21 protein-coding genes are annotated in these 23,262 nt (G+C 66.0%); 7 read left to right on the top strand and 14 right to left on the bottom strand.

What is annotated here, in order from left to right; all coding sequences use genetic code 11:
* Nucleotides 1–66 precede the first annotated feature (66 nt).
* The 6 genes from UU7_RS13255 to UU7_RS13230 all read right to left on the bottom strand — a co-directional run bounded on the left by UU7_RS13255 (nucleotide 67) and on the right by UU7_RS13230 (nucleotide 3,934).
* Nucleotides 67–591: a YggN family protein gene (locus tag UU7_RS13255; RefSeq protein WP_157582263.1), complete on the bottom strand. Its 525-nt coding sequence runs from the start codon at nucleotides 589–591 to the stop codon at nucleotides 67–69.
* Nucleotides 592–682: 91 nt separating this feature from the next.
* Nucleotides 683–1,366 carry a YggN family protein gene (locus UU7_RS13250; RefSeq protein WP_007809086.1) on the bottom strand — a complete coding sequence of 228 codons (684 nt, stop codon included), beginning with the start codon at nucleotides 1,364–1,366 and terminating at the stop codon, nucleotides 683–685.
* A gap of 32 nt (nucleotides 1,367–1,398) precedes the next feature.
* Nucleotides 1,399–2,364, bottom strand: a complete 966-nt coding sequence (locus UU7_RS13245; RefSeq protein WP_007809084.1) for a hypothetical protein — start codon at nucleotides 2,362–2,364, stop codon at nucleotides 1,399–1,401.
* The gene (locus UU7_RS13240; protein WP_007809082.1) at nucleotides 2,361–3,218 is read right to left on the bottom strand and encodes an ABC transporter ATP-binding protein; all 858 of its coding nucleotides are present in this window, start codon (nucleotides 3,216–3,218) and stop codon (nucleotides 2,361–2,363) included. Before UU7_RS13240 ends, UU7_RS13245 begins: the two co-directional genes overlap by 4 nt.
* Complete coding sequence (locus UU7_RS13235; RefSeq protein ID WP_007809080.1) at nucleotides 3,215–3,589, bottom strand: GntR family transcriptional regulator; 375 nt, start codon at nucleotides 3,587–3,589, stop codon at nucleotides 3,215–3,217. Before UU7_RS13235 ends, UU7_RS13240 begins: the two co-directional genes overlap by 4 nt.
* A gap of 3 nt (nucleotides 3,590–3,592) precedes the next feature.
* Entirely contained in the window at nucleotides 3,593–3,934 is a 342-nt protein-coding gene (locus UU7_RS13230) for a hypothetical protein (RefSeq protein ID WP_007809079.1), read from the bottom strand.
* Nucleotides 3,935–4,158: 224 nt separating this feature from the next.
* Between UU7_RS13230 and UU7_RS13225 the strand changes: the two genes are divergently transcribed.
* Entirely contained in the window at nucleotides 4,159–4,944 is a 786-nt protein-coding gene (locus UU7_RS13225) for an SDR family NAD(P)-dependent oxidoreductase (protein WP_040673459.1), read from the top strand.
* A gap of 51 nt (nucleotides 4,945–4,995) precedes the next feature.
* On the opposite strand, the gene UU7_RS13220 is transcribed toward UU7_RS13225, so the two are convergent.
* Nucleotides 4,996–6,663, bottom strand: a complete 1,668-nt coding sequence (locus UU7_RS13220) for an amidohydrolase (RefSeq protein WP_007809076.1) — start codon at nucleotides 6,661–6,663, stop codon at nucleotides 4,996–4,998.
* Nucleotides 6,664–6,837: 174 nt separating this feature from the next.
* Here UU7_RS13220 and UU7_RS13215 point away from each other — a divergent pair, with 174 nt between their 5' ends.
* The 3 genes from UU7_RS13215 to UU7_RS13205 are packed head-to-tail and all read left to right on the top strand — an operon-like array spanning nucleotide 6,838 to nucleotide 9,804.
* Nucleotides 6,838–7,812, top strand: coding sequence for a LysR substrate-binding domain-containing protein (locus UU7_RS13215; RefSeq protein WP_040673457.1), 975 nt, complete (start codon nucleotides 6,838–6,840; stop codon nucleotides 7,810–7,812).
* Nucleotides 7,813–7,858: 46 nt separating this feature from the next.
* Nucleotides 7,859–9,001, top strand: coding sequence for a pyridoxal phosphate-dependent aminotransferase (locus tag UU7_RS13210; RefSeq protein WP_007809072.1), 1,143 nt, complete (start codon nucleotides 7,859–7,861; stop codon nucleotides 8,999–9,001).
* A gap of 2 nt (nucleotides 9,002–9,003) precedes the next feature.
* Nucleotides 9,004–9,804, top strand: a complete 801-nt coding sequence (locus UU7_RS13205; protein WP_193385080.1) for an amidohydrolase — start codon at nucleotides 9,004–9,006, stop codon at nucleotides 9,802–9,804.
* Nucleotides 9,805–9,882: 78 nt separating this feature from the next.
* Here the strand turns inward: UU7_RS13205 and arsC are convergent, their stop codons facing one another.
* From arsC to UU7_RS13185, 4 genes are read right to left on the bottom strand one after another with little or no spacing between them, the layout of a single operon-like run.
* The gene (gene arsC / locus UU7_RS13200) at nucleotides 9,883–10,227 is read right to left on the bottom strand and encodes an arsenate reductase (glutaredoxin) (protein ID WP_007809068.1); all 345 of its coding nucleotides are present in this window, start codon (nucleotides 10,225–10,227) and stop codon (nucleotides 9,883–9,885) included.
* A 10-nt stretch (nucleotides 10,228–10,237) separates the two neighbouring features.
* Complete coding sequence (locus UU7_RS13195) at nucleotides 10,238–11,776, bottom strand: pseudouridine synthase (RefSeq protein WP_007809066.1); 1,539 nt, start codon at nucleotides 11,774–11,776, stop codon at nucleotides 10,238–10,240.
* Nucleotides 11,773–12,645 carry an SMC-Scp complex subunit ScpB gene (gene scpB, locus UU7_RS13190; RefSeq protein WP_007809065.1) on the bottom strand — a complete coding sequence of 291 codons (873 nt, stop codon included), beginning with the start codon at nucleotides 12,643–12,645 and terminating at the stop codon, nucleotides 11,773–11,775. Before scpB ends, UU7_RS13195 begins: the two co-directional genes overlap by 4 nt.
* Before the next feature lie 49 nt (nucleotides 12,646–12,694).
* Nucleotides 12,695–13,630: a segregation and condensation protein A gene (locus UU7_RS13185; protein ID WP_007809063.1), complete on the bottom strand. Its 936-nt coding sequence runs from the start codon at nucleotides 13,628–13,630 to the stop codon at nucleotides 12,695–12,697.
* A 914-nt stretch (nucleotides 13,631–14,544) separates the two neighbouring features.
* Between UU7_RS13185 and UU7_RS13180 the strand changes: the two genes are divergently transcribed.
* On the top strand, nucleotides 14,545–14,907 hold the full coding sequence (locus UU7_RS13180) for a PilZ domain-containing protein (RefSeq protein WP_040673455.1): 363 nt from the start codon (nucleotides 14,545–14,547) through the stop codon (nucleotides 14,905–14,907).
* An 80-nt stretch (nucleotides 14,908–14,987) separates the two neighbouring features.
* Here UU7_RS13180 and UU7_RS13175 read toward each other — a convergent pair whose 3' ends face one another.
* Nucleotides 14,988–16,670, bottom strand: coding sequence for a long-chain-fatty-acid--CoA ligase (locus UU7_RS13175; RefSeq protein WP_007809059.1), 1,683 nt, complete (start codon nucleotides 16,668–16,670; stop codon nucleotides 14,988–14,990).
* Between the two features lie 140 nt (nucleotides 16,671–16,810).
* Between UU7_RS13175 and UU7_RS13170 the strand changes: the two genes are divergently transcribed.
* Nucleotides 16,811–17,257 (top strand): hypothetical protein, encoded by a 447-nt coding sequence (locus UU7_RS13170; RefSeq protein ID WP_040673440.1) that lies wholly within the window; start codon nucleotides 16,811–16,813, stop codon nucleotides 17,255–17,257.
* A 77-nt stretch (nucleotides 17,258–17,334) separates the two neighbouring features.
* Here the strand turns inward: UU7_RS13170 and acnA are convergent, their stop codons facing one another.
* Complete coding sequence (acnA, locus tag UU7_RS13165) at nucleotides 17,335–20,076, bottom strand: aconitate hydratase AcnA (RefSeq protein WP_007809055.1); 2,742 nt, start codon at nucleotides 20,074–20,076, stop codon at nucleotides 17,335–17,337.
* 263 nt (nucleotides 20,077–20,339) lie between these two features.
* Between acnA and UU7_RS13160 the strand changes: the two genes are divergently transcribed.
* Nucleotides 20,340–21,275: a LysR family transcriptional regulator gene (locus UU7_RS13160; protein ID WP_007809053.1), complete on the top strand. Its 936-nt coding sequence runs from the start codon at nucleotides 20,340–20,342 to the stop codon at nucleotides 21,273–21,275.
* 76 nt (nucleotides 21,276–21,351) lie between these two features.
* On the opposite strand, the gene typA is transcribed toward UU7_RS13160, so the two are convergent.
* Entirely contained in the window at nucleotides 21,352–23,178 is a 1,827-nt protein-coding gene (gene typA / locus UU7_RS13155) for a translational GTPase TypA (protein ID WP_007809051.1), read from the bottom strand.
* Nucleotides 23,179–23,262 lie beyond the last annotated feature (84 nt).

Genomic DNA, 23,262 nt, shown 5'->3' with positions numbered 1-23,262 from the left:
GATACAGGCGGTATCCGCGCGGGAAGGGGCTCGTCCGGCACGCGTGCCGGATGGTCCCTCGTCAGGTCAGTCCTTGGCGTCGCTCTCGCAGTCCGCCACGTCGGATGAGCTGACGATCGAAGCGTAGGGCTTGAAGGACGCCAGTTGCGTGGCCAGCTGGTCCTGCACGGTCTTGATCGAAGCCTGCGCCTTGCAGATGTCGAGGCTCAGCTGCTGCATTTGCCCGGCTCCAGCCTCGGCTGTCTCGCCAGCATTGCCCGGCGCGGAGGACGTGCTGGCCACGACCGCTTTGGCCGCCATGCGGACGCCGGCCTTGCCCATGGCCAGGCCGGTTTCATGCACCGAGCGCACGCTCTGGTTGTACTGGGCCAGCAGGCTGCGTTCGGCGTGCGTGGTGACGACAGCCTTGCCGTCGACGGCGAACGTGCCGTCAGCATCGATCGTGGCCTTCGACGTGCCGATGACGCGCAGGGTCACCTGGTTTCCATCCAGAGTGATCGCACCATTGGCCATGACGGTATCGGGCGTGTTGCAGGCAGCAAGCGTGCATGCCAGTACGGCGAGAAGCAGTGGGCGGGCGAGAGCTTTCATGACAGGTCCGTTGTTCGGTTCAAGAGAAGACTTGTGATCGTCCGATGGCAGCTCCGCCAGTCGCCGGGGCGGCTGGCGGAGCCTGGGCCGCTCAGTCGGAGAACACGGCAAAGCCCTTCTTGCCATCCTTGTCGGTCATCTCCTTGCCGCAGTCGTCGATGTCCTTTTGCGTCATCGTGGCGTACGGCCTGAACGCCGGCATGGCCGCGGCGAGTTTCTGCTGCGAGGCCAGCAGGTCCGGCAGCCGCTTGCACAGGGCCATGGCGGCGGCCTGGATCTTGTCGGTCTGCGGCTTGATGCTCGCCTCGATCTCCTTGTCGTCCTTGCCGCTGAGCGCACCCCAGATGGCCTGCTTCGCCGCCGTGACGCCGATGTCCGCGCCCTGTGCACCGATGTCCATGCCGGCCTCGGCGATGCCGAGGACCTGCTGTCGGTAGTCGACCAGCATGACGTGCTGCTCCGGCGTGGCATCGATCGGCTTGCCCGCGATCACCAGGTTGCCTTGCGGGGTGATCGCCGCCTTGGGCAGGGAGGAGTCGCGGTGGACGCCCGGTTCCGTGTTGAAGTGGACGTCGCCGATGCTGATGTCCTTGGTGGCCAGTTCCTGCTTGGCCTGCTCGATGCCCTCACGGACCTTGGCGGCGATCGACGAGGACGAGGTCTGGGTGCTGGCCTGCCTTGCTGCCGGGGCATCCTGGTCCGAGTGGCTGCAGGCGGCCAGTGGCAGCAGCAGGGCCGATGCGAGGATGCCGCTGGCGAAGAGATGGCTTTTCATCGTGTGTTCTCCCTTGTGATTCGTTCGGATGTTCAGCTGTCGTCGCGCCAGCGGCGGAACCAGGTCGCACCGGCCAGCAGGGCGGCGCCGATCACCACACCGATCCACAGGTTCGGCGAGGCTGCCAGGTGCCAGGTGTTGACCAGGTCCAGGACGTCGCTGCCGTTGCCGGTGACGTGGCTGACCATGTTGTCGCTGTCCGCGCTGAAGATGCTGCCGGTGCCGGGGAACACGCTGAACAGGGCGCGCTGCACGATGTTCTTCCAGAACCAGGTGGCCGGCAGGTTGAACAGGCCCATGATGCCGAACCAGCTCACCAGCAGACCGGCGCCGACCGGCAGTGCCACCGCCCACAGGAACGGCTTGCTGCGTGCCCAGGCCGAACAGATCAGCAACCAGCCCACCGCCGGCGCAGCCCACAACACATACAGCGGGATGTAGCCGATCAGGTTGAACATCACCTTGAACGGGTGCGCCAGTACCAGCAGTTGCCACACGTTGACGCCGTGGAAGGACAGCGTGATCGCCACGATCAGCAGTTGCAGCATGCCCACGATGATGCCCACGATCACGGCCACGATGGGGGCGACGACGGTGGCGCTGACGACCTTGGACAACACGGTGCTGGCGTCGGAGATCGGCAGCGATTTCCAGAACAGGATGCTGCGGTCGCGGCGGTCGTCGTACAGCGCGCCGAGGCAGTAGAAGAACACCACGAAGCCGAGCACCACGATCAGCAATCCCATTGCCGAGTACATCGCGATGTCCAGGGCGAATCCGACCTTGCTCATGTCGCCGGCGTCCATGCCCTCGATGACCTTGCGCAGTCCGCCGCTGGCGCCGAAGCTGATGCCCTGGCGGGCGCCGAGCACCTCGGCGGTGATGATGCCCATGATGTTCAGCAGCAGGAAGATGCCGCCGGTGATGACCGGCGCCCAGAAGAAGCCGCCCCGGTGTTCCCAGAATTCGCGCTTTACCAGCCAGTAGAAGGTTTTCATGCGTAGGTTCCCTTCATGGTGGCGACGAACAGGTCGCTGATGGACGGCCGGCGGGTTTCGCCCAGCTGTTCCAGCACCGCGCGGTTCGCGCCGTCAAACAGAAAAATGCTCTTGCCGAAGACCTGGCGTTCGTCGATGGGCTTCAATGCCCGGGCCGCGTCGGCCTTGTCGGCGCCCACCATCACCTCGATGAAGCGTTCGCCCACTGCGTCCATGTCCGCATCCAGCACGATCCTGCCGTCGCGGATGAACATCAGGTCGGTGAGGATGTGTTCGACTTCCTCGACCTGGTGGGTGGTGACGATGATCGTCTTGTTCTCGTCGAAGTAGTCTTCCAGCAGGTTCTGGTAGAACTGCTTGCGATAGAGGATGTCCAGGCCCAGGGTCGGTTCGTCCAGGATCAGCAGGCGGGCGTCGATCGCCATCACCAGGGCCAGGTGCAGCTGCACGATCATGCCCTTGGACATCTGCCGCACGCGCTGGTCGGGCTGCAGCTTGGTGCGGGCCAGAAAGGCCTCGCACTTCTTGCGGTCGAAGCGCGGATGCACGTTGGCGACGAAGTCGATCGCCTGGCTCACCTTGATCCAGCGCGGCAGCACGGCCACGTCGGCGATGAAGCAGACCTCGCCCATCAGCTTGTCGCGTTGCTTGCGCGGGTCGAAACCCAGCACGTTCAGCTCGCCGCTGAAATCGGTCAATCCCAGGATCGCCTTCAGCGCGGTGGTCTTGCCGGCACCGTTGGGACCGATCAGGCCCACGATGCGGCCGGGCTCGATCTGGAAGCTGGTGTTGTCCAGCGCCAGCGCCGACTTGTAACGCTTGGTCAGGCCGTTGGCCGTGATTACCGCGCTCATGATCCTTCCTCCTTGTCCGTGGCGGCTTCGCGCAGCAGTGTCTTGAGATCCAGCCCCATCCGCTGCAGCCGAGCAAACAGCGCCGGCCACTCTTCGCGCAGGAAGCGCTCGCGTTCCGATTTCAGCAGCGCCTCGCGAGCGCCTTCAATGACGAACATGCCCAAGCCCCTCCGTTTCTCAACCAGTTGTTCGTCGACCAGTTCCTGGTATGCCTTGGATACCGTCAGCGGATTGATCTGATACTCCGCTGCCACCTGGCGTACCGACGGCAGCGGGTCGCCCTCGTTCAAGGCGCCGTCCAGGATCATCGCCACGACACGCTGGTGCAGTTGGCGATAGATCGGGACGCTGTCGTTCCAGGTAATGGTCATGTCTTATTCCTTGCTGATGCGACCGAATTTGTTGCCGAACGAATAGTAGGGCATGGCCAGTTGCGACCCGAGCAGGCTGAACTGCCCCGAGGTGCCAGACTCGCCCAGGTTGCCCAGTACCGACATCGTGCCGATGGCGGCGGTGTCGTTGCCGGGCAGCAGGGCCGCGCTGCGCATTTCCGCCGCGCTGGGGCGAACCTGGACCGGTGCCAGGTTGGTGACGCGGGCGGCGCCCTGCTGGGCAGCTGCGGCCGGCTGGCTGTCGACGTTGTAGTTGACGACGCTCAGGCTCGCGACGGTGAGCAGGACGGCGGCGGCGCTGGCGATCAGGTTGTGCGCTTTCATGACGGGCCTCCTTGGTGACCTCGTTGGGTGGTGTTGTAGTGAACTATAACACCGACTTTCGGACGGTCAATAGGCTGAAGCCGAATTGGCAACATGACTGATGGCAGGGGTCCCCCTTGGCGTCCGGGCGGGACGTCACGTCCATCCGGCGGAGGCGGTTGCGCCGTTGGCCCGCGCTGCGCCGGCTTCGTGCTTCAATACCTGGCTTCAATCCGGAGGTGGACGTGGAGCTTGAACTGGCTGGTCGCATCGTCGTCGTCACCGGCGCGAGCAAGGGCATCGGGCTGGCCTGTGCGATCGCCTTCGCCCGCGAAGGCGCCAGCGTGATCGGCGTTTCCCGCGATCCGGCCAACCTGCGTGTCGCGCAGGAGCAACTGGCGTCGCTGGGCCTGGCCATGGATGTCGACCCGGCGGATCTCAAGGACAGCGTGGCGGCGCAACTGGTGATGGAACGCATCGTCAACGACCACGGGCCCATCGACGTACTGGTCAATTGCGCGGGCGCCGCCCGGCGCACGCCGCCGGACGAACTGGACGCGACCGCCGTGCTCGCGGCGATGCAGGCGAAGTACCTCAGCTACATGCACGCGATCGATCCGGTGATTCGTGCGATGGCGGCGCGCGGCACGGGAAGCATCGTCAACGTGATCGGGCAGGGTGGCCGCCAGGCCAATCCGCAGCACATCGGTGGCGGTTCGGCGAATGCCGCCCTGATGCTGGCCACAGTGGGCTATGCCAATGCCTACGCGGCCAAGGGCGTGCGGGTGAATGCCATCAACCCGGGCATAACCCGTACCGGTCGCGTTGACGAAGGACTGGCGGCTGCGGTGCGGGCCAGCGGGCAAGCGCGCGAGGCGGTGCTGGCCAGTCAGCTGGCCGGCATTCCACTGGGGCGCATGGCCGAGCCCGCCGAGATTGCCGACGTCGCGGTTTTCCTCGCCTCGGTGCGGGCCAGTTATGTCACCGGCGCCATCATCCCGATGGATGGCGGCAAGACCTCGACGATCTGAGCGCCACCACGGCAAGGGCCGACACGGATGCCGGCCCTTGCGGGCCGGTGGTCAGTCCCTGGCGACGTAGACCTGCTTGCCGCCGACCCAGGTCTGCAACACTTTCGTGTTCCAGATCTTGCTGGAAGGATCCTTCATCACGTCGTGATCGATCAGGATGAAGTCGGCCCACTTGCCCGGTTCCAGCGTGCCCAGGGTTTTCTCGGCATGCTCGGCGTAGGCCGCGTCCAGGGTGAATGCACGCAAGGCCTCGGTCAGGCTCAGGTCCTGCTGCGGGTACCAGCCACCCGGGGGCTGACCCTGATGGTCTTCGCGGGTCACCGCCGAATACAACCCGTAGAACGGATCGGGCGATTCCACCGGGAAGTCCGAGCCGGCGGCGATCACGGTGCCCTGCTTGAGGAAACTCTGCCAGGCATAGGCACCCTTGATGCGCTCGTGGCCGATCCGGTCCTCGGCCATGTTCATGTCCGAGGTGGCATGGGTGGGCTGCATCGAGGCGATCAGGTGCAGGCTCACGAAGCGCGGGATGTCCTGCATCGAAACGATCTGCGCATGTTCGACGCGGTTGCGCAGGGCGACCGCCTCCGGATGGGTCTTGTAGGCGGCGGCGAAGCTGTCCAGCACCTCGCGGTTGGCGTGGTCGCCGATGGCATGGATGCCGACCTGGTAGCCCTTGCCGAAGGCCTTCTCGATTTTCGAAGTCATCACCGCCGGCGGCAGGAACAGCAGGCCGCTGTTGTGCGGATCGTCGGAGTAGGGCTTCAGCATCGCCGCGCCGCGGCTGCCCAGCGCGCCGTCGGCGAACAGCTTGACCGCGCGCACGGTGAGGAAGTCGTTGCCGTAGCTGATCAGCGGGCCGTCCTTGCTGATCGCGTCGAAGGCCTCGCCGGTGTCGCGGATCATCGCGTAGATGCGCGCGGTGAGCTTGTGCGCGTCGGCGTACTGCCGATACAGCTGGTAGTTCTCCAGATCGATGCCTGCATCGCTGATCCCGGTAAGCCCGACGCTGGCCATCTCGGCCAGCGCGGTGTCCAGCGCCTCGATCCGGTCCTGCTGGGTCAATGCCGGCACCACGGCGTTGACCAGGTCCACGGCGCCATCGACGAAGACGCCGGACGGGTTGCCGTGGGCGTCGCGCTCAATGCGTCCGCCACTGGGTTCCCGGGTGGTCTTGCCGACGCCGGCCAGCTTGATCGCCGCCGAGTTCGCCCATGCAGCGTGACCATCGATGCGGCTCAGCCATACCGGTCGGTCGGACACCACGGCGTCGAGCTCCTGCGCGGTGGGGAAACGCCCCAGCTTCCAGATTTCCTGGTTCCAGCCACCACCGCGTATCCAGGTCGCGTCGGGATGGGCCGCCGCGTACGCCTTCACTTTCGCCAGCGCTTCGTCCAGCGATTTCGTGGTGCTGAGATCCACGCTGTTGCGGGCGTAGCCGAGTTCGAGCACGTGACCGTGAGCGTCGATCAGCCCCGGCAGCAGGGTCTTGCCGTGGCCGTCGACGACCTTCGCGCCACCGGCGCGCTTGATCAGGTCGGCGCTGGTGCCGGTGGCGACGACCTTGCCCTGGTCCACCAGCAAGGCCTGGAAGTGCTGCAGCCTGCCATGGCTGTCGAGGGTGTAGCCGTTGACGTTGCTGACCAGCAGATCGGCGGCCGAAGCCGCCGGTGCCAGCACCAGCAGGGCCAGCAGGGAGAAGCGGAGCGAACGGATCATGGGCGGGGTCCGATGACGGATGGGCGAGACCCAGTGTGTCTGCCCCGGCCCGTTTTTTCCACCGCGAGCAAACCGCTGCGACTCGATTGACCGTCGATGCAAAGCGGCTATATTCGGAACAATCTGACGGTGGATGTGACCTTTCTGATCAATCGTCCCCAAATGGAAACGACGATGACCGTATTGAGCGGCGCCCTGCAGGACCTCAACGACCTTTACTTCTTTGCCGCCGTGGTGGAGCACGCCGGTTTCTCCGCCGCCGGCCGCGCCCTGGGTGTGCCGAAATCGCGTCTCAGCAAGCGGGTCGCCCAGCTGGAGGAACGGCTCGGCGTGCGTCTGCTCCAGCGGACCACCCGGCGCTTCGTGGTGACCGAGGTGGGCGAGCGCTTCTACGCGCACTGCCGCGCCGTGCTGGAAGAGGCGCAGGCCGCCCAGGATGCGGTGGACGAGTTGCGTGCCGAGCCGCGTGGCGTGGTGCGCCTGAGTTGCCCGGTGTCCCTGACCCAGACGGTGCTGGCCTACCTGCTGCCCGAATTCCTGGCGCAGTATCCGAAGATGCAGGTGCGCCTGCTTTCCAGCGATCGGCGGGTCGACGTGATCGGCGAGGGCTACGACCTGGCGATCCGCGTGCGCAACAAGCTGGATACGGATGCGAACCTGGTGGTGCGCAGTTTTGGCAACTCCCGCACCAAGCTGGTCGCCAGTCCGGCATTGCTGAAGGCGCAGGGGCGGCCGACCTCGCCGGACGAGCTGGCCCGGCTGCCGGCGTTGTCGATGCGCGAGCACGAAGGCGCGCAGACGTGGGAGCTGATCGACGCGGGCGGCGCCCAGGTCAACGTGGAGGTGCATGCACGCCTGATCACCGGCGATTTCGCCGTGTTGCTGGAAGCCGCCCGCCGCGGCATGGGCGTGGCGTTGCTGCCGGAGTTCGTCTGCGCGCCGGCGATCACGGCGGGCGATCTCGAAGTGGTGCTGCCGGACTGGAGCATGCCCGAGGGCACCATGCATTTCGTCTACCCCAGCCGGCGCGGCATGCTGCCCGGCGTGCGGGCGCTGGTGGATTTCCTGGCCGAGCGCCTGCCGGTCACCACGCTGCTCAAGCACGAACAGTGCAAGCAGCGCCCGCTGGATGCGCTGCCGAAGTCCTGATGCGCTACGCTTGAACCTTTATGGACATCCATACGGCCGAATGACAATGATCGAAACCAAGCTTCCGAAAGTCGGCACCACCATCTTCAGCGTGATGAGCCAGCTCGCGCTGGAGCACAAGGCGGTGAACCTGGGCCAGGGTTTTCCCGACTTCGAGCCGCCGCAGGCATTGCGCGACGCGCTGAATCACGCGATGAACGACGGCCGCAACCAGTACGCGCCGATGCACGGCACCGCGGCGCTGCGCGAGCAGATCGCGCTGAAGACCGAGCGCCTGTACGGCCGAAAGCTCAACGTCGATACCGACATCACGGTGACCTCCGGCGCCACCGAGGCGATCTTCGCGGCGATCGCCGCCACGGTGCGCGCGGGCGAGGAAGTGATCGTGTTCGATCCGGCCTACGACTGCTACGAGCCGGCGATCGACCTGCAGGGCGCGCGCGCGGTGCACATCCCGCTGACCGTGCCGGCATTCTCGATCGACTGGCAGCGCGTGCGCGATGCGGTGACGCCGAAGACCCGCATGATCTTGATCAACACCCCGCACAATCCGTCCGGTGCGGTGTTGTCGGCCGCGGACCTGGACGAGCTGGCCGCGATCGTGCGCGACACGGCGATCGTGGTGCTGTCCGACGAGGTCTACGAGCACATCGTCTACGACGGCGCCCAGCACGAAAGCGTGCTGCGCCATCCGGAACTGGCCGAGCGCAGCTTCGTGGTGTCCTCCTTCGGCAAGACCTATCACTGCACCGGCTGGAAGGTCGGCTACGCGGTGGCACCGGCGGCGCTGACCGCCGAGTTCCGCAAGGTGCATCAATACCTCACCTTCTGCACCTTCCATCCGGCGCAGGTGGCGTTCGCCGAATTCATGGCCAGCACGCCGCAGCACTACCTGGAATTGCCGGCGTTCTACCAGGCCAAGCGCGACCGTTTCCGTGCACTGCTGGCGCCGTCGCGGTTCAAGCTGCTCGACGTGCCGGGCGGCTATTTCCAGCTGGTCGACTACTCGGCGATCCGCGACGGGGACGACCTCAGCGTCAGCCGCTGGCTGGTCGAGCAGGGCGGGGTGGCGGCGATCCCGCTGACGCCGTTCTACGAACAGGCGCCGGGAACGCGATTGCTGCGCCTGTGTTTTGCCAAGAGCGACGCCACCATGGAAGCGGCGGCGGAGCGCCTGTGCAAGCTATGAGCATGCAGCCACTGCAGGTTTCGCTGGTGCAGGGCGCCACCCGCTGGCACGACGCGCCGGCCAATCGCGACTACTACGGCACGCTGGTGCGCCAAGCCAGGGGCAGCGACCTGATCGTGCTGCCGGAGACGTTCCTGTCCGGTTTCAGCAACGACATCCAGGCCAGTGCCGACAGCATGGATGGCGAGGGCGTGGCCTGGCTGCGCGCGCTGGCGATCGAGGTCGGCGCGGTGGTCTGCGGCAGCCTGGCGATCCGCGAGGATGGCGTGGTCTACAACCGCCTGTTGTGGATGCAGCCGGACGGCAGCTTCCAGCAGTACGACAAGCGCCACCTGTTCCGCATGGCCGGCGAGCATACCCGCTACGGCGGCGGCAACCAGCGGCTGATCGTGGAGCTGAAGGGTTGGCGCGTCCTGCCGCAGGTCTGCTACGACCTGCGTTTCCCGGTGTGGTTGCGCAACCGCCGGCTGGCGACCGCTACCGGCGGCATGGACTACGATCTGGCCGTGTTCGTGGCGAACTGGCCGTCACCGCGCCGGCAGCCGTGGCGCACCTTGCTGCGCGCCCGCGCGATCGAGAACCTCAGCTACGTGGTCGGGGTGAACCGGGTCGGCGTGGACGGCAACGAGATCCCGTATGCCGGCGACAGCGCGGTACTCGATCCGGTCGGCGAACCGCTGGTGGAACTGGGTGCGCAGGAGCAGATGGTGACGATCACGCTGGACCCGGCACCGCTGCTGGCCCATCGCGAACGCTTCCCGGCATGGATGGATGCCGACGCGTTCTCGCTCGACCCGGGTTGACCGACGCGCCGCATCGTCGTTCGCCGGACAACAAAAAGCCGCCTCGAAGGCGGCTTTTCTCGATGGGTCGGCGACGGCTCAGAGTATCGCCAGCACGGCCTCGGGCGGACGGCCGAGCGCCGCCTTGCCGTTGGCGACCACGATCGGTCGCTCGATCAGTTTCGGGTGCGCGACCATCGCGGCGATCAGGGCCTGGTCGTCAAGCGAGGGATGGTCCAGACCCAGCGCCTGGTAATCGTCCTCGCCCTGGCGCAGCAACTGGCGTGGGGTCATCCCCAGTTGCTGCAGCAGGGTCGAAAGCTCGGCGGCGGTCGGCGGCGTGTCGAGGTAGTTGACCACCTCGACGTCGGCGCCGCGTTCCTGCAGCAGCGCCAGCGTGGCGCGCGATTTCGAACAGCGGCTGTTGTGATAGATCCGCACCATCGGTCAGGCCTCAGCGATTGCCCGAGCGGTTGCCGCCGCGGCCTGGCGGACGTCCACCGCCGGAGCCCGCGGGCCGCGCGCCGCCGTGCGGACGGTTGCCGCCCTGACCCTGCGGTCGACCGGAACCCTGGGGGCGATTGCCGCCCTGTCCTTGCGGGCGTGCCTGGTTGCCATGCGAACGGTTGCCCTGGGCCTGTCCCTGTCCCTGCGGACGCGGACCACGATTGCCCGGAGCGCGATTGCCTCCTGCACTGTTGCCCCGTGATTCGCCGCCGAAACCGCTGTACGGACCGGCAGCGCCTGCGCTGCGGCCTTCACCCGCGGAACGTGCGCCGAACGGCTTGCCACCGGCCGGACGACGATTGCCCGGGGCGCCGGCATTGCCGCGCGGTGCACCGGGGCGACCGGCACCGCCGTCGCGACTTTCGCCGGCGAACCAGGTGCGCACCGAGGGCAGTTCCTGCCCCGGCGCCACACGGCGACTCTTGCCGCCTCGGGCGCCACCGCCCGCGCCACGCTCGGGGCGCGCCACATTGCCGTTCACTTCCCGGCCGTCACGCCGCGGCGGCTTGCGGCCGCGGACCGGTTCCTCGCGGATGCGGTCGTAGGCGCGCAGTTCGCGTGCTTCGTCCTGGCCGCCGGTCCAGGCCGTGCCGGCGCCGCGTTCGGGACGATATTCGGTGACGCTGCGGCTGGCGCGACGCTGGTGCAGCACCGGACTCAGCGTGAGCACCGGCTGCGCCGCACCCAGGCCGGTGGTCTGGCGCAGCTGCTTGACGCTTTCGGCGTCCAGCGCTTCGCATTCGCCACGACGCAGGTTGCGCGGCAGTTCGATCTTGCCGTAGCGGATGCGCTTCAGGCGGCTGACCAGGAAGCCCTGCGAGTCCCACAGCCGGCGCACTTCGCGGTTGCGGCCTTCGCGGATCACCACGCGGAACCAGCTGTGGCTGCCGCCGCGACTGATCACCGCGATCTCGTCGAAGCGGGCGGGACCGTCTTCCAGCTCCACGCCGGCCTTCAGCCGCTCGATGATCTCGTCGGGCACTTCACCATGCACGCGGCAGAGGTATTCGCGCTCGAGGCCGCTCTTGGGATGCATCAGTCCGTTGGCCAGTTCGCCGTCGGTGGTCAGCAGCAGCAGGCCGGTGGTGTTGATGTCGAGACGACCCACCGCGACCCAGCGCGCACCCTTCAGGCGCGGCAGCTGTTCGAACACGTTGGGGCGGCCTTCGGGATCGTCGCGGGTGGTCAGCACGCCTTCGGGCTTGTGGTAGATCAGCACCTCGGCGTCGTCGCGGCTGTCGGTGGCCACGACGAACTGCTTGCCGTCCATGACCACGCGGTCACCGGCCTTCACGCTCATGCCGATCTCGGCGGGGGCGCCGTTGAGCTCGACTTCGCCGGACTGGATGCGTTGCTCCAGCATGCGGCGCGAGCCCAGGCCGGCGTTCGCCAGCACCTTGTGCAGGCGCTCTTCCAGTGCGGGTGCGTCGGTGTCGATGCGCGGTTCGCGCTTCAGGGACAAAACGGATTTTTGCGGCGCAGTCATGCGCGGTACTCCTCGGTATCTTGGCTGGCGGAGCCGGTGTCGGCATCCGCGGCGGGGTTCGCTGCCTCGTCGGCAGTGGCAATCGGTTGGTCGGCAAGTGGGCCCGATTCGGGGCCAGGCTCGACGGCCTCGGGTGTCGTGGTCGGCGCATCGGCGTCGGCCGTGGTGTCGCTGTGGCCGGTATCCGCGACGTCGGCGGATACCGGGTGTTCGTGTTCGTCGTCGATCGCGCCGTCGTTGTCCGGGCTGCTGTTTTCCGGAGCTTCTTCGTCCGGGTCGATCGGCAGATCGCGTGCGACGCGGGCGGGCAGCGGTTCAGGCTCGAAGCGCATCTGCGGGTCTTCCATGTCGCGGATTTCCGACAGCGGCGGCAACTGGTCCAGCGATTTCAGGTTGAAGTAGTCGAGAAAGGCGCGGGTGGTGCCGAACAGCGCCGGCTTGCCGGGCACGTCGCGGTAGCCCACCACGCGAATCCACTCGCGCTCCTCCATCGTCTTGATGATGTTGGAGGACACCACCACGCCACGGATCTGCTCGATCTCGGGCCGGGTGATCGGCTGGCGGTAGGCGATCAGCGCCAGCGTTTCCAGCAGCGCACGCGAGTAGCGGCTCGGCCGCTCGGTCCACATCCGCGAGATCCACGGATGCACGTCCTGGCGCACCTGGTAGCGGAACCCCGATGCCACTTCCTTCAGCTCGACCCCGCGGCCGTCACAGTCCCCGGCCAGCGACTCCAGCGCCCGGGCGATCAGCTCGCGCGTGACCTCGTCGGCCTCGACGAACAGGTCGCCCAGCTGCTGCACGGTCATCGGCTGGGTGGAGGCCAGCAGGGCGGCCTCGATGATGGATTTGAGTTGCTCGATCTGCATAACCTTGGGTCGGATGCCGTTTCGGTCGCTGTCGTTCAAAGGGTGTCGTTCATTCGCCGGATGCCTCGATCACGGCCGGCTCGCCGTCTTGTGCTGCATCCAGCGGCAATTCGGCGGCTTCCTCGATGTGGCTCGTCTTCGCCTTCACGTAGATCGGCGCCAGCGGTTCTTCCTGCACGATCTCGACCAGCATCTCCTTGGCCAGCTCCAGCATCGCCAGGAAGGTCACCACGATGCCGAGCCGTCCCTCGCTGATGTCGAACAGGCTCTCGAAGCGGTGGAAGCTGGTGTCGTCGAGCCGGCTCAGCAGTTCGCCCATGCGCTGGCGCACGCTGAGCGCCTCGCGCTTGATCGCGTGGTGCCCGAACAGTTCGGCCCGGTGCATCACGTCCTTCAGTGCCAGCAACAGCTCGGTCAGCTCCAGGGGCGGCGGCAACTTGATGACGTTGCGCTCACCCACGTCGGCGTGGACCACCACGCTGTCGCGTTCCTGCCGCGGCAGCGCCTCGATGTCCTCGGCGGCCCGCTTGAATCGTTCGTACTCCTGCAATCGCCGTACCAGTTCGGCGCGGGGATCCTCTTCCAGGCCTTCCTCGGTCGGCGGTCGCGGCAGCAGCAGCCGCGACTTGATCTCGGCCAGGATCGCGGCCATCAGCAGGTATTCGGCGGCCAGCTCCAGCCGCATGACATCGCGCATCAGCTCGATGTAACTCATGTACTGCCGGGTGATCTCGGCAACCGGGATGTCAAGGATGTCCAGGTTCTGCCGGCGGATCAGGTACAGCAGCAGATCCAGCGGACCCTCGAACGACTCCAGGATGACTTCCAGCGCATCCGGCGGGATGTACAGATCCTGTGGCATCTGCAGCATCGGCTCGCCGCGCACGATGGCCAGCGGCATTTCCTGCTGCTGCGGCACCGACGCGAAGGCGTCCTGCGTTGCAGGTACCGGACTCTGCGGCTCGACGACGGGCTCAGTGCTCATCAATGCATGTCATGGGGCCGCTTTCGGCGGCTGGCAGTACGTTCTACGGGATCGGAGTCATTCACATGCCGTCGCGACATGCGGATGTCCGTACTCGGAACACGGCGGTTAGGCGGCATTCCCGGTGCTGCGTTCGTCAATCACACAAATCGAGGCGTGGCGTACGCACTCGTCGCGACGGGCATGATGAAGCCACGCGTTGGTGGTTCGGTCAGGCAGGTCGCCAGCGACCAATCGCGCCAACTGAGGGTTGTCAGCCACATCAGCTGCGCCTGACCGATGACGGCGGATCAGATCGCGCCATTTCACCGGTCGAGTCGAAAGCCTTCGAATGGAAGCCAAGGCGCGCCGCTGTCGCTCGCGCGAGCAGGTTCCGTGGTGCCATGCGTGGTGCAAGAGTAGCGGCTGGCCAGCGTCAAGTCCAGCGCAAGCAGGCATGACTGTTGGAACGGGCAGGACCTGACGGGCAAGTGGCCGCTTTCACAGCATGGCTGCAGGCAGGCACAATATCCTGATTGTGCCTTCGCAGCGGGTTGCCTGGAAAGGCGAGGGCGCCATGTGACCTAATGCGTCGGCTAGCGGTCAGCCTGCGTCAGGCCTGATGCGCTCGCCGACATGACGCGAAAGGTTCAACGGCGGTTGCCCGGGCGTGGCGAGTTGGAAGAACGCCACATCGTGGCGCCGGCTCGCTGTTTCCTGCTGTTTTTCCCGTGCATCGGGGCTGGTGGCGGCGGAGGGATCGATCGGGATTGGGCTGGCACGGTGGTTGCTTTCGAACAGTTCGACTGGTGCAATCGTTGCGTGGTTGCGTCGTCCCACAGGAAGCGGCACGACGAATTCAGGATGAACGCGAAACGGCGTTTGCGGAAAACAAGAGCAACAGCAGGCGCAAGCACAAACGGATGGTGGAACTGATGGCGACCGACAAGAATGGACAAGGCGGACCGGAGCAATTGCGTCCGGCGCGCATGCAGATCGAGACGACGGTGCTGATGAGTCGTCATGGCGAGTCGCACCCGACGGAGCTGGTGGACATATCGGCGACCGGCGCCTTGCTGCGCCGCCCGCTGGGGTGGTCGGGAGAGGTGGGTCAGAGCTGGGTGCTCGACATGATCTTCGGTCACAACCTGCACATTCACCTGGAGGCCGCGGTCGTCCGCATCTCCGACCATCACATCGGTTTTTCGTACAGCCGGATTCCCGAGGACAAGCAGGTCCCGCTGTGGAACCTGCTGGGCGGCTACGCCGACATCCTCGAATACTGGAAGGACGGCTGACGCGCACGGCGTCCCCGCGCATCATGCAAACGACAACGCCCGCCTGATCCAGGCGGGCGTTTCTGTTCGCGAAGCAGGAATCAGGCGGCGGGTTTCTTCTCGTCGCGCAATTCGCGGCGGAGAATCTTGCCCACGTTGCTCTTGGGCAATTCGGTGCGGAATTCGATCTGGCGCGGCCGCTTGTAGCCGGTGAGGCGGTCGTGGCAGAACTGCTTGAGCGCTTCCTCGGTCAGTTGCGGGTCCTTGCGCACCACGAACAGTTTCACCACCTCGCCCGAATGTTCGTCGGCAACGCCGACTGCGGCGACCTCGAGCACGCCCGGATGCTCCATCACCACGTCTTCAACCTCGTTCGGGTAGACGTTGAAGCCGGACACCAGGATCATGTCCTTCTTGCGATCGACAATGTAGAAGTAGCCGTGCTCGTCCATCCTGGCGATGTCGCCGGTGTGCAGCCAGCCGTCCGCGCCAAGCACCTTGTCGGTCTCTTCCGGGCGCTGCCAGTAGCCCTTCATCACCTGCGGGCCGCGCACCATCAGTTCGCCCACTTCGCCGACGGGCAGTGGCTGTCCCTCGTCCGACCAGATGGCGACATCGGTGGACGGCACCGGCAGGCCGATCGAGCCGTTGTATTCCTTCAGGTCCAGCGGGTTGATGCAGACCGCCGGCGAAGTCTCGGTCAGACCATAAGCCTCGGCCAGCGTGCAGCCGGTGGTCTTCTTCCAGCGTTCGGCCACGGCGCGTTGCACGGCCATGCCGCCGCCGAGGGTGAGGTGCAGCTTCGAGAAATCCAGCTCGGCGAAACCGGGCGTGTTGAGCAGGCCGTTGAACAACGTGTTGACGCCGGTCAACGCGGTAAAACCGGACTTGCGAAGTTCCTTCACGAACCCCGGCATGTCGCGCGGATTGGTGATCAGCCAGTTCAATCCGCCAAGGCGCATGAAGACCAGGCCGTTCGCGGTCAGCGAGAAGATGTGATACAGCGGCAAGGCGGTGATGATCACCTCTTCGCCGGGCTTGGCGCTGCCGCCGATCCATTCGCTGGCCTGCAGCATGTTGGCGATCATGTTGCCGTGGGTCAGCATGGCGCCCTTGGCCACGCCGGTGGTGCCGCCCGTGTATTGCAGGAACGCGATGTCGCCGTGCCCCAGCGCGACGGCCTGCAGCGGATGCGCCGCGCCGCGAGCCAGGGCATCGCGGAAGCGCACGGCCTGCGGCAGGTCGTAGGCCGGCACCATCTTCTTCACGTGCTTCAGCACGAAGTTGATCAGCGCACCCTTGGGAAAGCCGAGCAGGTCGCCGATGCCGGTGGTGATGACATGCTGCACCCCGGTTTCCGCCACCACCTGCTGCAGGGTGTGGGCGAAGTTGTCCAGCACCAGGATGGCCTTGGCGCCGGAGTCCTCCAGCTGGTGCTTCAGTTCCCGCGCGGTGTACATCGGGTTGGTGTTGACCACGATCAGGCCCGCGCGCAAGGCGCCGAACAGGGCAATCGGATACTGCAGCACGTTGGGCATCATGATGGCGATGCGATCGCCCTTGCCCAGCTTGAGCACGCCGGTGAGATAACCGGCGAACTGGCGGCTCATCGCATCGATCTGGCCATAGCTGAGCTGGCGGCCGAAGCTGGCGAACGCCGGGCGATCACTGAAGGCGGCGAAGGCCTCTTCCAGCACCGCAGGAACCGAAGCGTACTGACTGACGTCGATCTGCCCGGACACGCCGGCCGGATACTGCTCCAGCCACGGACGCTCATTGCTCATGCTTGGGATTCCCTGTTGGTCGAGGACGATGGATCAGATGATGGAATCGGGATCGGCTTGCATCCATCATGGATCATGCGTCGGGTGATTTGAGCATACGCCCGCGTACAGCGGCAAGCCGCACTGCAACGAGTAGCCCGATGATGATGACGAGAAAGATGCTTTGCCGCGGGCTTGCCTGCGTGGTGTTCACGCTGGCTCTGGTGGCCTGTCGACACGACTCCGACGAGGCGCGGGTGAGGGCTGCGATTGCTGCCGTCGCCGCGGCGGCGGAGGCGGGCTCGGCCGGTGATCTCGGCAAGCCGATCAGCGAGGACTTCGACGGCAACGGCGGCGAGCTGGACCGGCGCAGCCTGACATCGATGGTCCGCCTGCTGGCGCTGCGCGGGGAGCACGTCGGGGTGACCATGGGGCCGGTCTCGATCGAGCAGCGTGGCGAGCGCATGGTGGCCACGTTCACCGTCACCCTGACCAGTGGCGGCAAGTTGCTGCCGGACCGGATGGGTCTGTACCAGGTCGAATCCGCATGGCGCCAGGAAGACGGCGAATGGCGCTGCTACACGGCAAGCTGGAAGCATGCGCTCTGACGATCTTCCGATGAGCTGATGCAAGACCGCCCCGGTATCCGGGGCGGTCTTGCCGTTGCAGAAAGTCACGCCTGGACTCAGGCGGCCTTCTTGCCTGCCAGCTGACGCAGCACGTACTGCAGGATGCCGCCGTGACGGAAGAAGTCGCGCTCCTTCGGGGTCAGCAGCATCACGTGCACGCTGAACTGCTTCCTGCTGCCGTCGGCGGCGGTAGCCACTACCGTGGCCTCGCGGGCATTGCCGTTGTCCAGACCGGTGATGTCGAAACTTTCGTTGCCGGTCAGGCCCAGCGACTTGGCGCTTTCGCCATCCTTGAACTGCAGCGGCAGCACGCCCATGCCGACCAGGTTGGAGCGGTGGATGCGCTCGAAGCTCTCGGTGATCACGGCCTTCACGCCCAGCAGCAAGGTGCCCTTGGCCGCCCAGTCACGCGAGGAACCGGTGCCGTATTCCTTGCCGGCGATGACCACCAGCGGGGTGCCTGCTTCCTTGTACTTCATCGCCGCGTCGTAGATCGCCAGCTGTTCGCCGCTGGGCACATGACGGGTGAGGCCGCCCTCGACGCCATCCAGCATCTGGTTCTTGATGCGGATGTTGGCGAAGGTGCCGCGGACCATCACGTCGTCGTTGCCGCGACGCGAGCCATAGGAGTTGAAGTCGATCGGCTGCACGCCCCGCGAGATCAGGAAACGGCCGGCGGGCGAATCCTTCTTGATCGAACCGGCCGGCGAGATGTGGTCGGTGGTGATCGAGTCGCCGAACAGGCCCAAGCAGCGCGCAGCGTGGATGTCTTCGACCTTGCCCACTTCCATGGTCATGCCGTCGAAGTAGGGCGGGTTCTTGATGTAGGTGGACGCTTCGTCCCACGCGTACAGCGCACCGTCCGGCGAGGCGATCGCGTTCCAGCGCTCGTCACCCTTGAACACGTCGGCGTAGTTCTTCTTGAACATGTCCGAGGTGACCGCGCTGGCCAGCAGGTCACTGATTTCCTGATTGGTCGGCCAGACGTCCTTGAGGAACACGTCCTTGCCGTCCGAGCCCTGGCCCAGCGGCTCGGTGGTGAGGTTGATGTCGAGCGAGCCCGCCAGCGCGTAGGCGACCACCAGCGGCGGCGAGGCCAGGTAGTTCATCTTCACTTCGGCGTGCACGCGGCCTTCGAAGTTGCGGTTGCCGGAAATCACCGCACCGACGGTGAGGTCGCCGGCACTGATCGCCTGGCTGATTTCCTGCGGCAAGGGACCCGAGTTGCCGATGCAGGTGGTGCAGCCGTAGCCGACCAGGTAGAAGCCGGTCTTCTCGAGCTCGGTCAGCAGGCCGGTCTTTTCCAGATAGTCGGTGACGACCTTGGAGCCGGGGGCCAGCGAGGTCTTCACCCACGGCTTGGCCTTCAGGCCCCGCGCGGCGGCCTTCTTCGCGACCAGGCCCGCCGCCAGCATCACGGCGGGGTTGGAGGTGTTGGTGCACGAGGTGATCGCGGCGATCACCACCGAGCCGTCGCCGACGCGGAAGTCCTGGCCGTTCATCGACACGTGCTGACCCGGTGCGCTCTCGCTCTGGTCGTGACCGACGGCGGTGTCGCCGCCTTCATTGGCGAAGCGGGCTTCGGCACCGTTGCGCTTGATGGTGGTGGCGCCGAGATTGTCGTTGTAGCTCTGCTTGACGTCGGTCAGCAGCACGCGGTCCTGCGGACGCTTCGGACCGGCCATCGACGGCTTGACGTCGGCCAGGTCCAGTTCCAGCGTGGCGCTGAAATCGGCGTGCACACTGTTCTCGTCGTGCCACAGGCCCTGGGCCTTGGCGTACGCCTCGACCAGGGCGACCTGCTCGTCGCTGCGGCCGGACAGGCGCAGGTAGCGCAGCGATTCCGCGTCGACCGGAAAGATGCCGCAGGTGGCGCCGTACTCCGGCGCCATGTTGCCGATGGTGGCGCGATCAGCCAGGGCCAAGTGCTGCAGGCCCGGGCCGAAGAACTCGACGAACTTGCCGACCACGCCCTGCTTGCGCAGCATCTGCGTCACGGTCAGCACCAGGTCGGTGGCGGTGGCGCCTTCGGGCAGGCGACCGGACAGCTTGAAGCCAACCACCTGCGGAATCAGCATGGAAGAGGGCTGGCCCAGCATCGCGGCCTCGGCCTCGATGCCGCCCACGCCCCAGCCCAGCACGCCCAGGCCGTTGACCATGGTGGTGTGCGAGTCGGTGCCGAACACGGTGTCCGGATAGGCCCACTGCTGGCCGTCGACTTCATTGGCCATCACCACGCGGGCCAGGTGCTCCAGGTTCACCTGGTGCACGATGCCGGTGCGCGGCGGCACCACCTTGAAGTCGGCCAGCGCTTTCTGGCCCCAGCGCAGGAAGCTGTAGCGGGCCTGGTTGCGCTCGAATTCGATCGCGACGTTCTTTTCCAGCGCGTCCTCGCTGCCGAACACGTCGACCTGCACCGAGTGGTCGATGACCAGCTCGGCCGGCGACAGCGGGTTGATCAGGGTCGGGTCACCACCCAGCGCCTTCATCGCGTCGCGCATCGCCGCCAGGTCGACCACGCACGGCACGCCGGTGAAGTCCTGCAGCAGCACGCGCGCCGGCATGAAGGAGATTTCGGTATCCGGCTCCTTCTTCGCGTCCCAGTTGGCGACCGCTTCGATTTCCTTCGAGGTCACGTCCACGCCATCCTCGTGGCGCAGCAGGTTTTCCAGCAGGATCTTCATCGAGTACGGCAGCCGCTTCAGGTCGAAGCGCTGACCGAGCTTGGCCAGGCTGGCAAAGGCGTACTGCTTGCCATTGACCTCGAGGGTGTCGCGTGCGGAAAAGGTATCTTTCATGGGGAAGCTCCTGGCTGAATCCTGCGGCTGGGACGACTGAACGACGCCGGACGGCGCGTGGGGTCCACCAGTCCGGTAAAAAACGCAATTATCGCGCAAACCCCGCATCTCCGCGAACCGGACAAGCGACCTGGACGGGATGACATGGCCGGTCTGACGCCTTTTGGCTCATGCCGCCAAGTACACTGCGCGAACGGCGCGTGGCCGCACTTCACCGCACAGGATGGCCCCGATGATCACCGCAAGCAAACGCCTTTGATCACATGCAGCATTCGATGATTTCGATGGGCCTGGCGGCTGTCTCGCTGCGCGACCTCGCGCTGGTGCAGGCGGTGCATCGCCACGGCAGTTTCAACAGCGCGGCGCGGGCGATGCACATCAGTCCGTCCGGCCTGTCGCACCAGGTGCAGAAGGTGGAACAGGCGCTGGGTGCGCCGCTGTTCGAGCGCGGCGGGCGAAAGATCGTGCCTACCGCGGGCGGCCAGCGGCTGCTGCAGCAGATCGACGCGGTGCTGGCTGCGGCCGAACACCTGCAGCAGGTCGCCCGCGCCGGCGAAGTCGCCTTCGGCGGCGAGCTGCGCCTCGGCGTGCCCGCCTCGCTGGGACCGTATCTTCTGCCGCACCTGATCGCGCCGTTCCCGCAGCATTTTCCCGGTGCGCGGCTGGGCATCTCCGAAGGCAAGCCGCGCGGCCTGCTGCGTCGCCTCAGCGAAGGTGAGCTCGATGCGGTGCTGGCGCCGCCGACCGCGACGGTCAGCGGCATCGCATCACGCCCGCTGTTCTTCGAGCCGTGGGAACTGATGCTGCGCGCCGACCACCCGCTGGCCGGGCAGCGGGACATCGCGATGACCCAGCTCGACCCGGCCGAGGCCACGCTGATGGCCGAGAGCCACGCCGACGGCCTGCATTGCGAAGGCAGCGAACACGGTCATGTGCAGGACGTCAGCCTGGAAAGCCTGGCCGCCCTGGTCAGCCTGCGTGGTGGCTACGCGCTGGTGCCGGCGCTGGCTCGCGAACGATTGGCCTCGATGCCGAACATCGCGCTGGCGACCTTGAAAGGCCCCGCGAGCGGCCGCGAGATCGCCCTGTACTGGCGCGACGCCTCGCCCTGGCACGACGACCTGCAGGCATTCGCCGAATTGCTGCGCAAGCTGGCGCGGCAACGGCCGGGTTTGCGGGTGCGCGGCAGCAAGGCCTGAGATACCGGTTCAGGCGAGGCATGAACGCAGAAGGCCGCCTTGCGGCGGCCTTCTGTTCACTCATTCACCCGGCAACTCAACCGCGCGAAGCGCGCTTGCGGTCGTTCTCGGTGAGGTGCTTCTTGCGCAGGCGGATTTCCTTCGGGGTGATCTCGACCAGCTCGTCGTCGTCGATGAAGTCCAGTGCCTGTTCCAGGGTGAACTTGATCGCCGGGGTCAGCTGGATCGCGTCGTCCTTGCCGGAGGCGCGCATGTTGGTCAGCGGCTTGGGCTTGATCACGTTGACGGTGAGGTCGTTGTCCTTGGCGTGGATGCCGACCAGCTGGCCTTCATACACGTTGTCGCCTTCGGCCGCGAACAGCTTGCCGCGATCCTGCAGCGGCCCCAGCGAGTAGGCGGGGGTGGTGCCGCCGGCGTTGGCGATCATCACGCCGTTGAGGCGCTTGGCGATCTGGCCGTCTTCCTTCGGACCGTAATGGTCGAACACGTGGAACAGCAGACCCGAACCCTGGGTCAGGGTCTTGAACTGGTTCTGGAAGCCGATCAGGCCGCGCGCCGGGATCTCGTAATCCAGGCGCACGCGACCCTTGCCGTCCGGCTCCATGTTCTTCAGCTGGCCCTTGCGCACGCCAAGGCGCTCCATCACGGCACCCTGGTGGATCTCCTCCACGTCGACCACCAGCTGTTCGATCGGCTCCATCTTCTGGCCGTCGATTTCCTTGATGATGACTTCCGGGCGCGACACGGCCAGCTCGTAGCCTTCGCGACGCATGTTCTCGATCAGCACCGACAGGTGCAGTTCGCCGCGGCCGGAGACCAGGAACTTGTCGGCGTCCGAGCCTTCCTCGACCTTCAGCGCCACGTTGTGCACCTGCTCGCGCTCCAGGCGGTCGCGCAGCTGGCGGCTGGTCAGGAACTTGCCGCCGGAGAGGTCCTTGTTGCCGGCGAAAGGCGAATTGTTGACCTGGAAGGTCATCGAGATCGTCGGCTCGTCGACGGTCAGCGCGGGCAGCGCCTCGGGGGTGTCCAGCGCGCAGACGGTGTCGGAGATGGTCAGTTCGGCGATGCCCGAGATGGCCACGATGTCACCGGCCTCGGCGCTGTCCTGCTCGATCCGCTCCAGGCCGAGGAAGCCCAGCACCTGCATCACCTTGCCCTGGCGCTTCTTGCCGTGGCGGTCGACCACGCTGACCGGCATGCCCTTCTTTAGGGTGCCGCGCTGGATGCGGCCGATGCCGATCACGCCGACGAAGCTGCTGTAGTCGAGCTGGCTGATGCGCATCTGGAACGCGCCTTCCGGGTCCACGTCCGGCTTGCTGACGTGCTGCATGATCGCTTCATACAGCGGGGTCATGTCGCCTTCGCGCACGTTCTCGTCGAGGCTGGCGTAGCCGTTCAGGGCCGAGGCGTAGACGATCGGGAAATCCATCTGCTCCGGCGTGGCGCCCAGGCGATCAAACAGGTCCCAGACCTGTTCCACCACCCACTCGGGGCGCGAGCCGGGACGGTCGACCTTGTTGATCACCACGATCGGCTTGAAGCCCATCGCGAACGCCTTCTGCGTCACGAAGCGGGTCTGCGGCATCGGGCCGTCCATCGCGTCGACCAGGATCAGCACCGAGTCGACCATCGACAGCACGCGCTCCACCTCGCCGCCGAAGTCCGCATGTCCCGGCGTGTCGACGATGTTGATGCGGTTGCCCTGCCAGGTGATGGCGGTGTTCTTCGCCAGGATGGTGATGCCGCGTTCCTTCTCCTGGTCGTTCGAGTCCATCACGCGCTCGGCCAGCACGGTGCGCTCGTTGAGCGTGCCGGACTGTTTGAGCAGGCAATCGACGAGGGTGGTCTTGCCGTGATCGACGTGGGCGACGATGGCGATGTTGCGCAGATTTTCGATGGACATGGGATCGACTCGGGTGGCGCTTGGAGCCACCACGTGGGTTATCAGAGGGTTAACCCGTCGATTATACGGATTTATGCGGCAACT

The organism is Rhodanobacter spathiphylli B39, assembly GCF_000264295.1.
Lineage (GTDB): Bacteria > Pseudomonadota > Gammaproteobacteria > Xanthomonadales > Rhodanobacteraceae > Rhodanobacter > Rhodanobacter spathiphylli.
The sequence above is the reverse complement of the archived record's forward strand: the minus strand, read 5'-3'. Positions and strand labels throughout refer to the sequence as shown.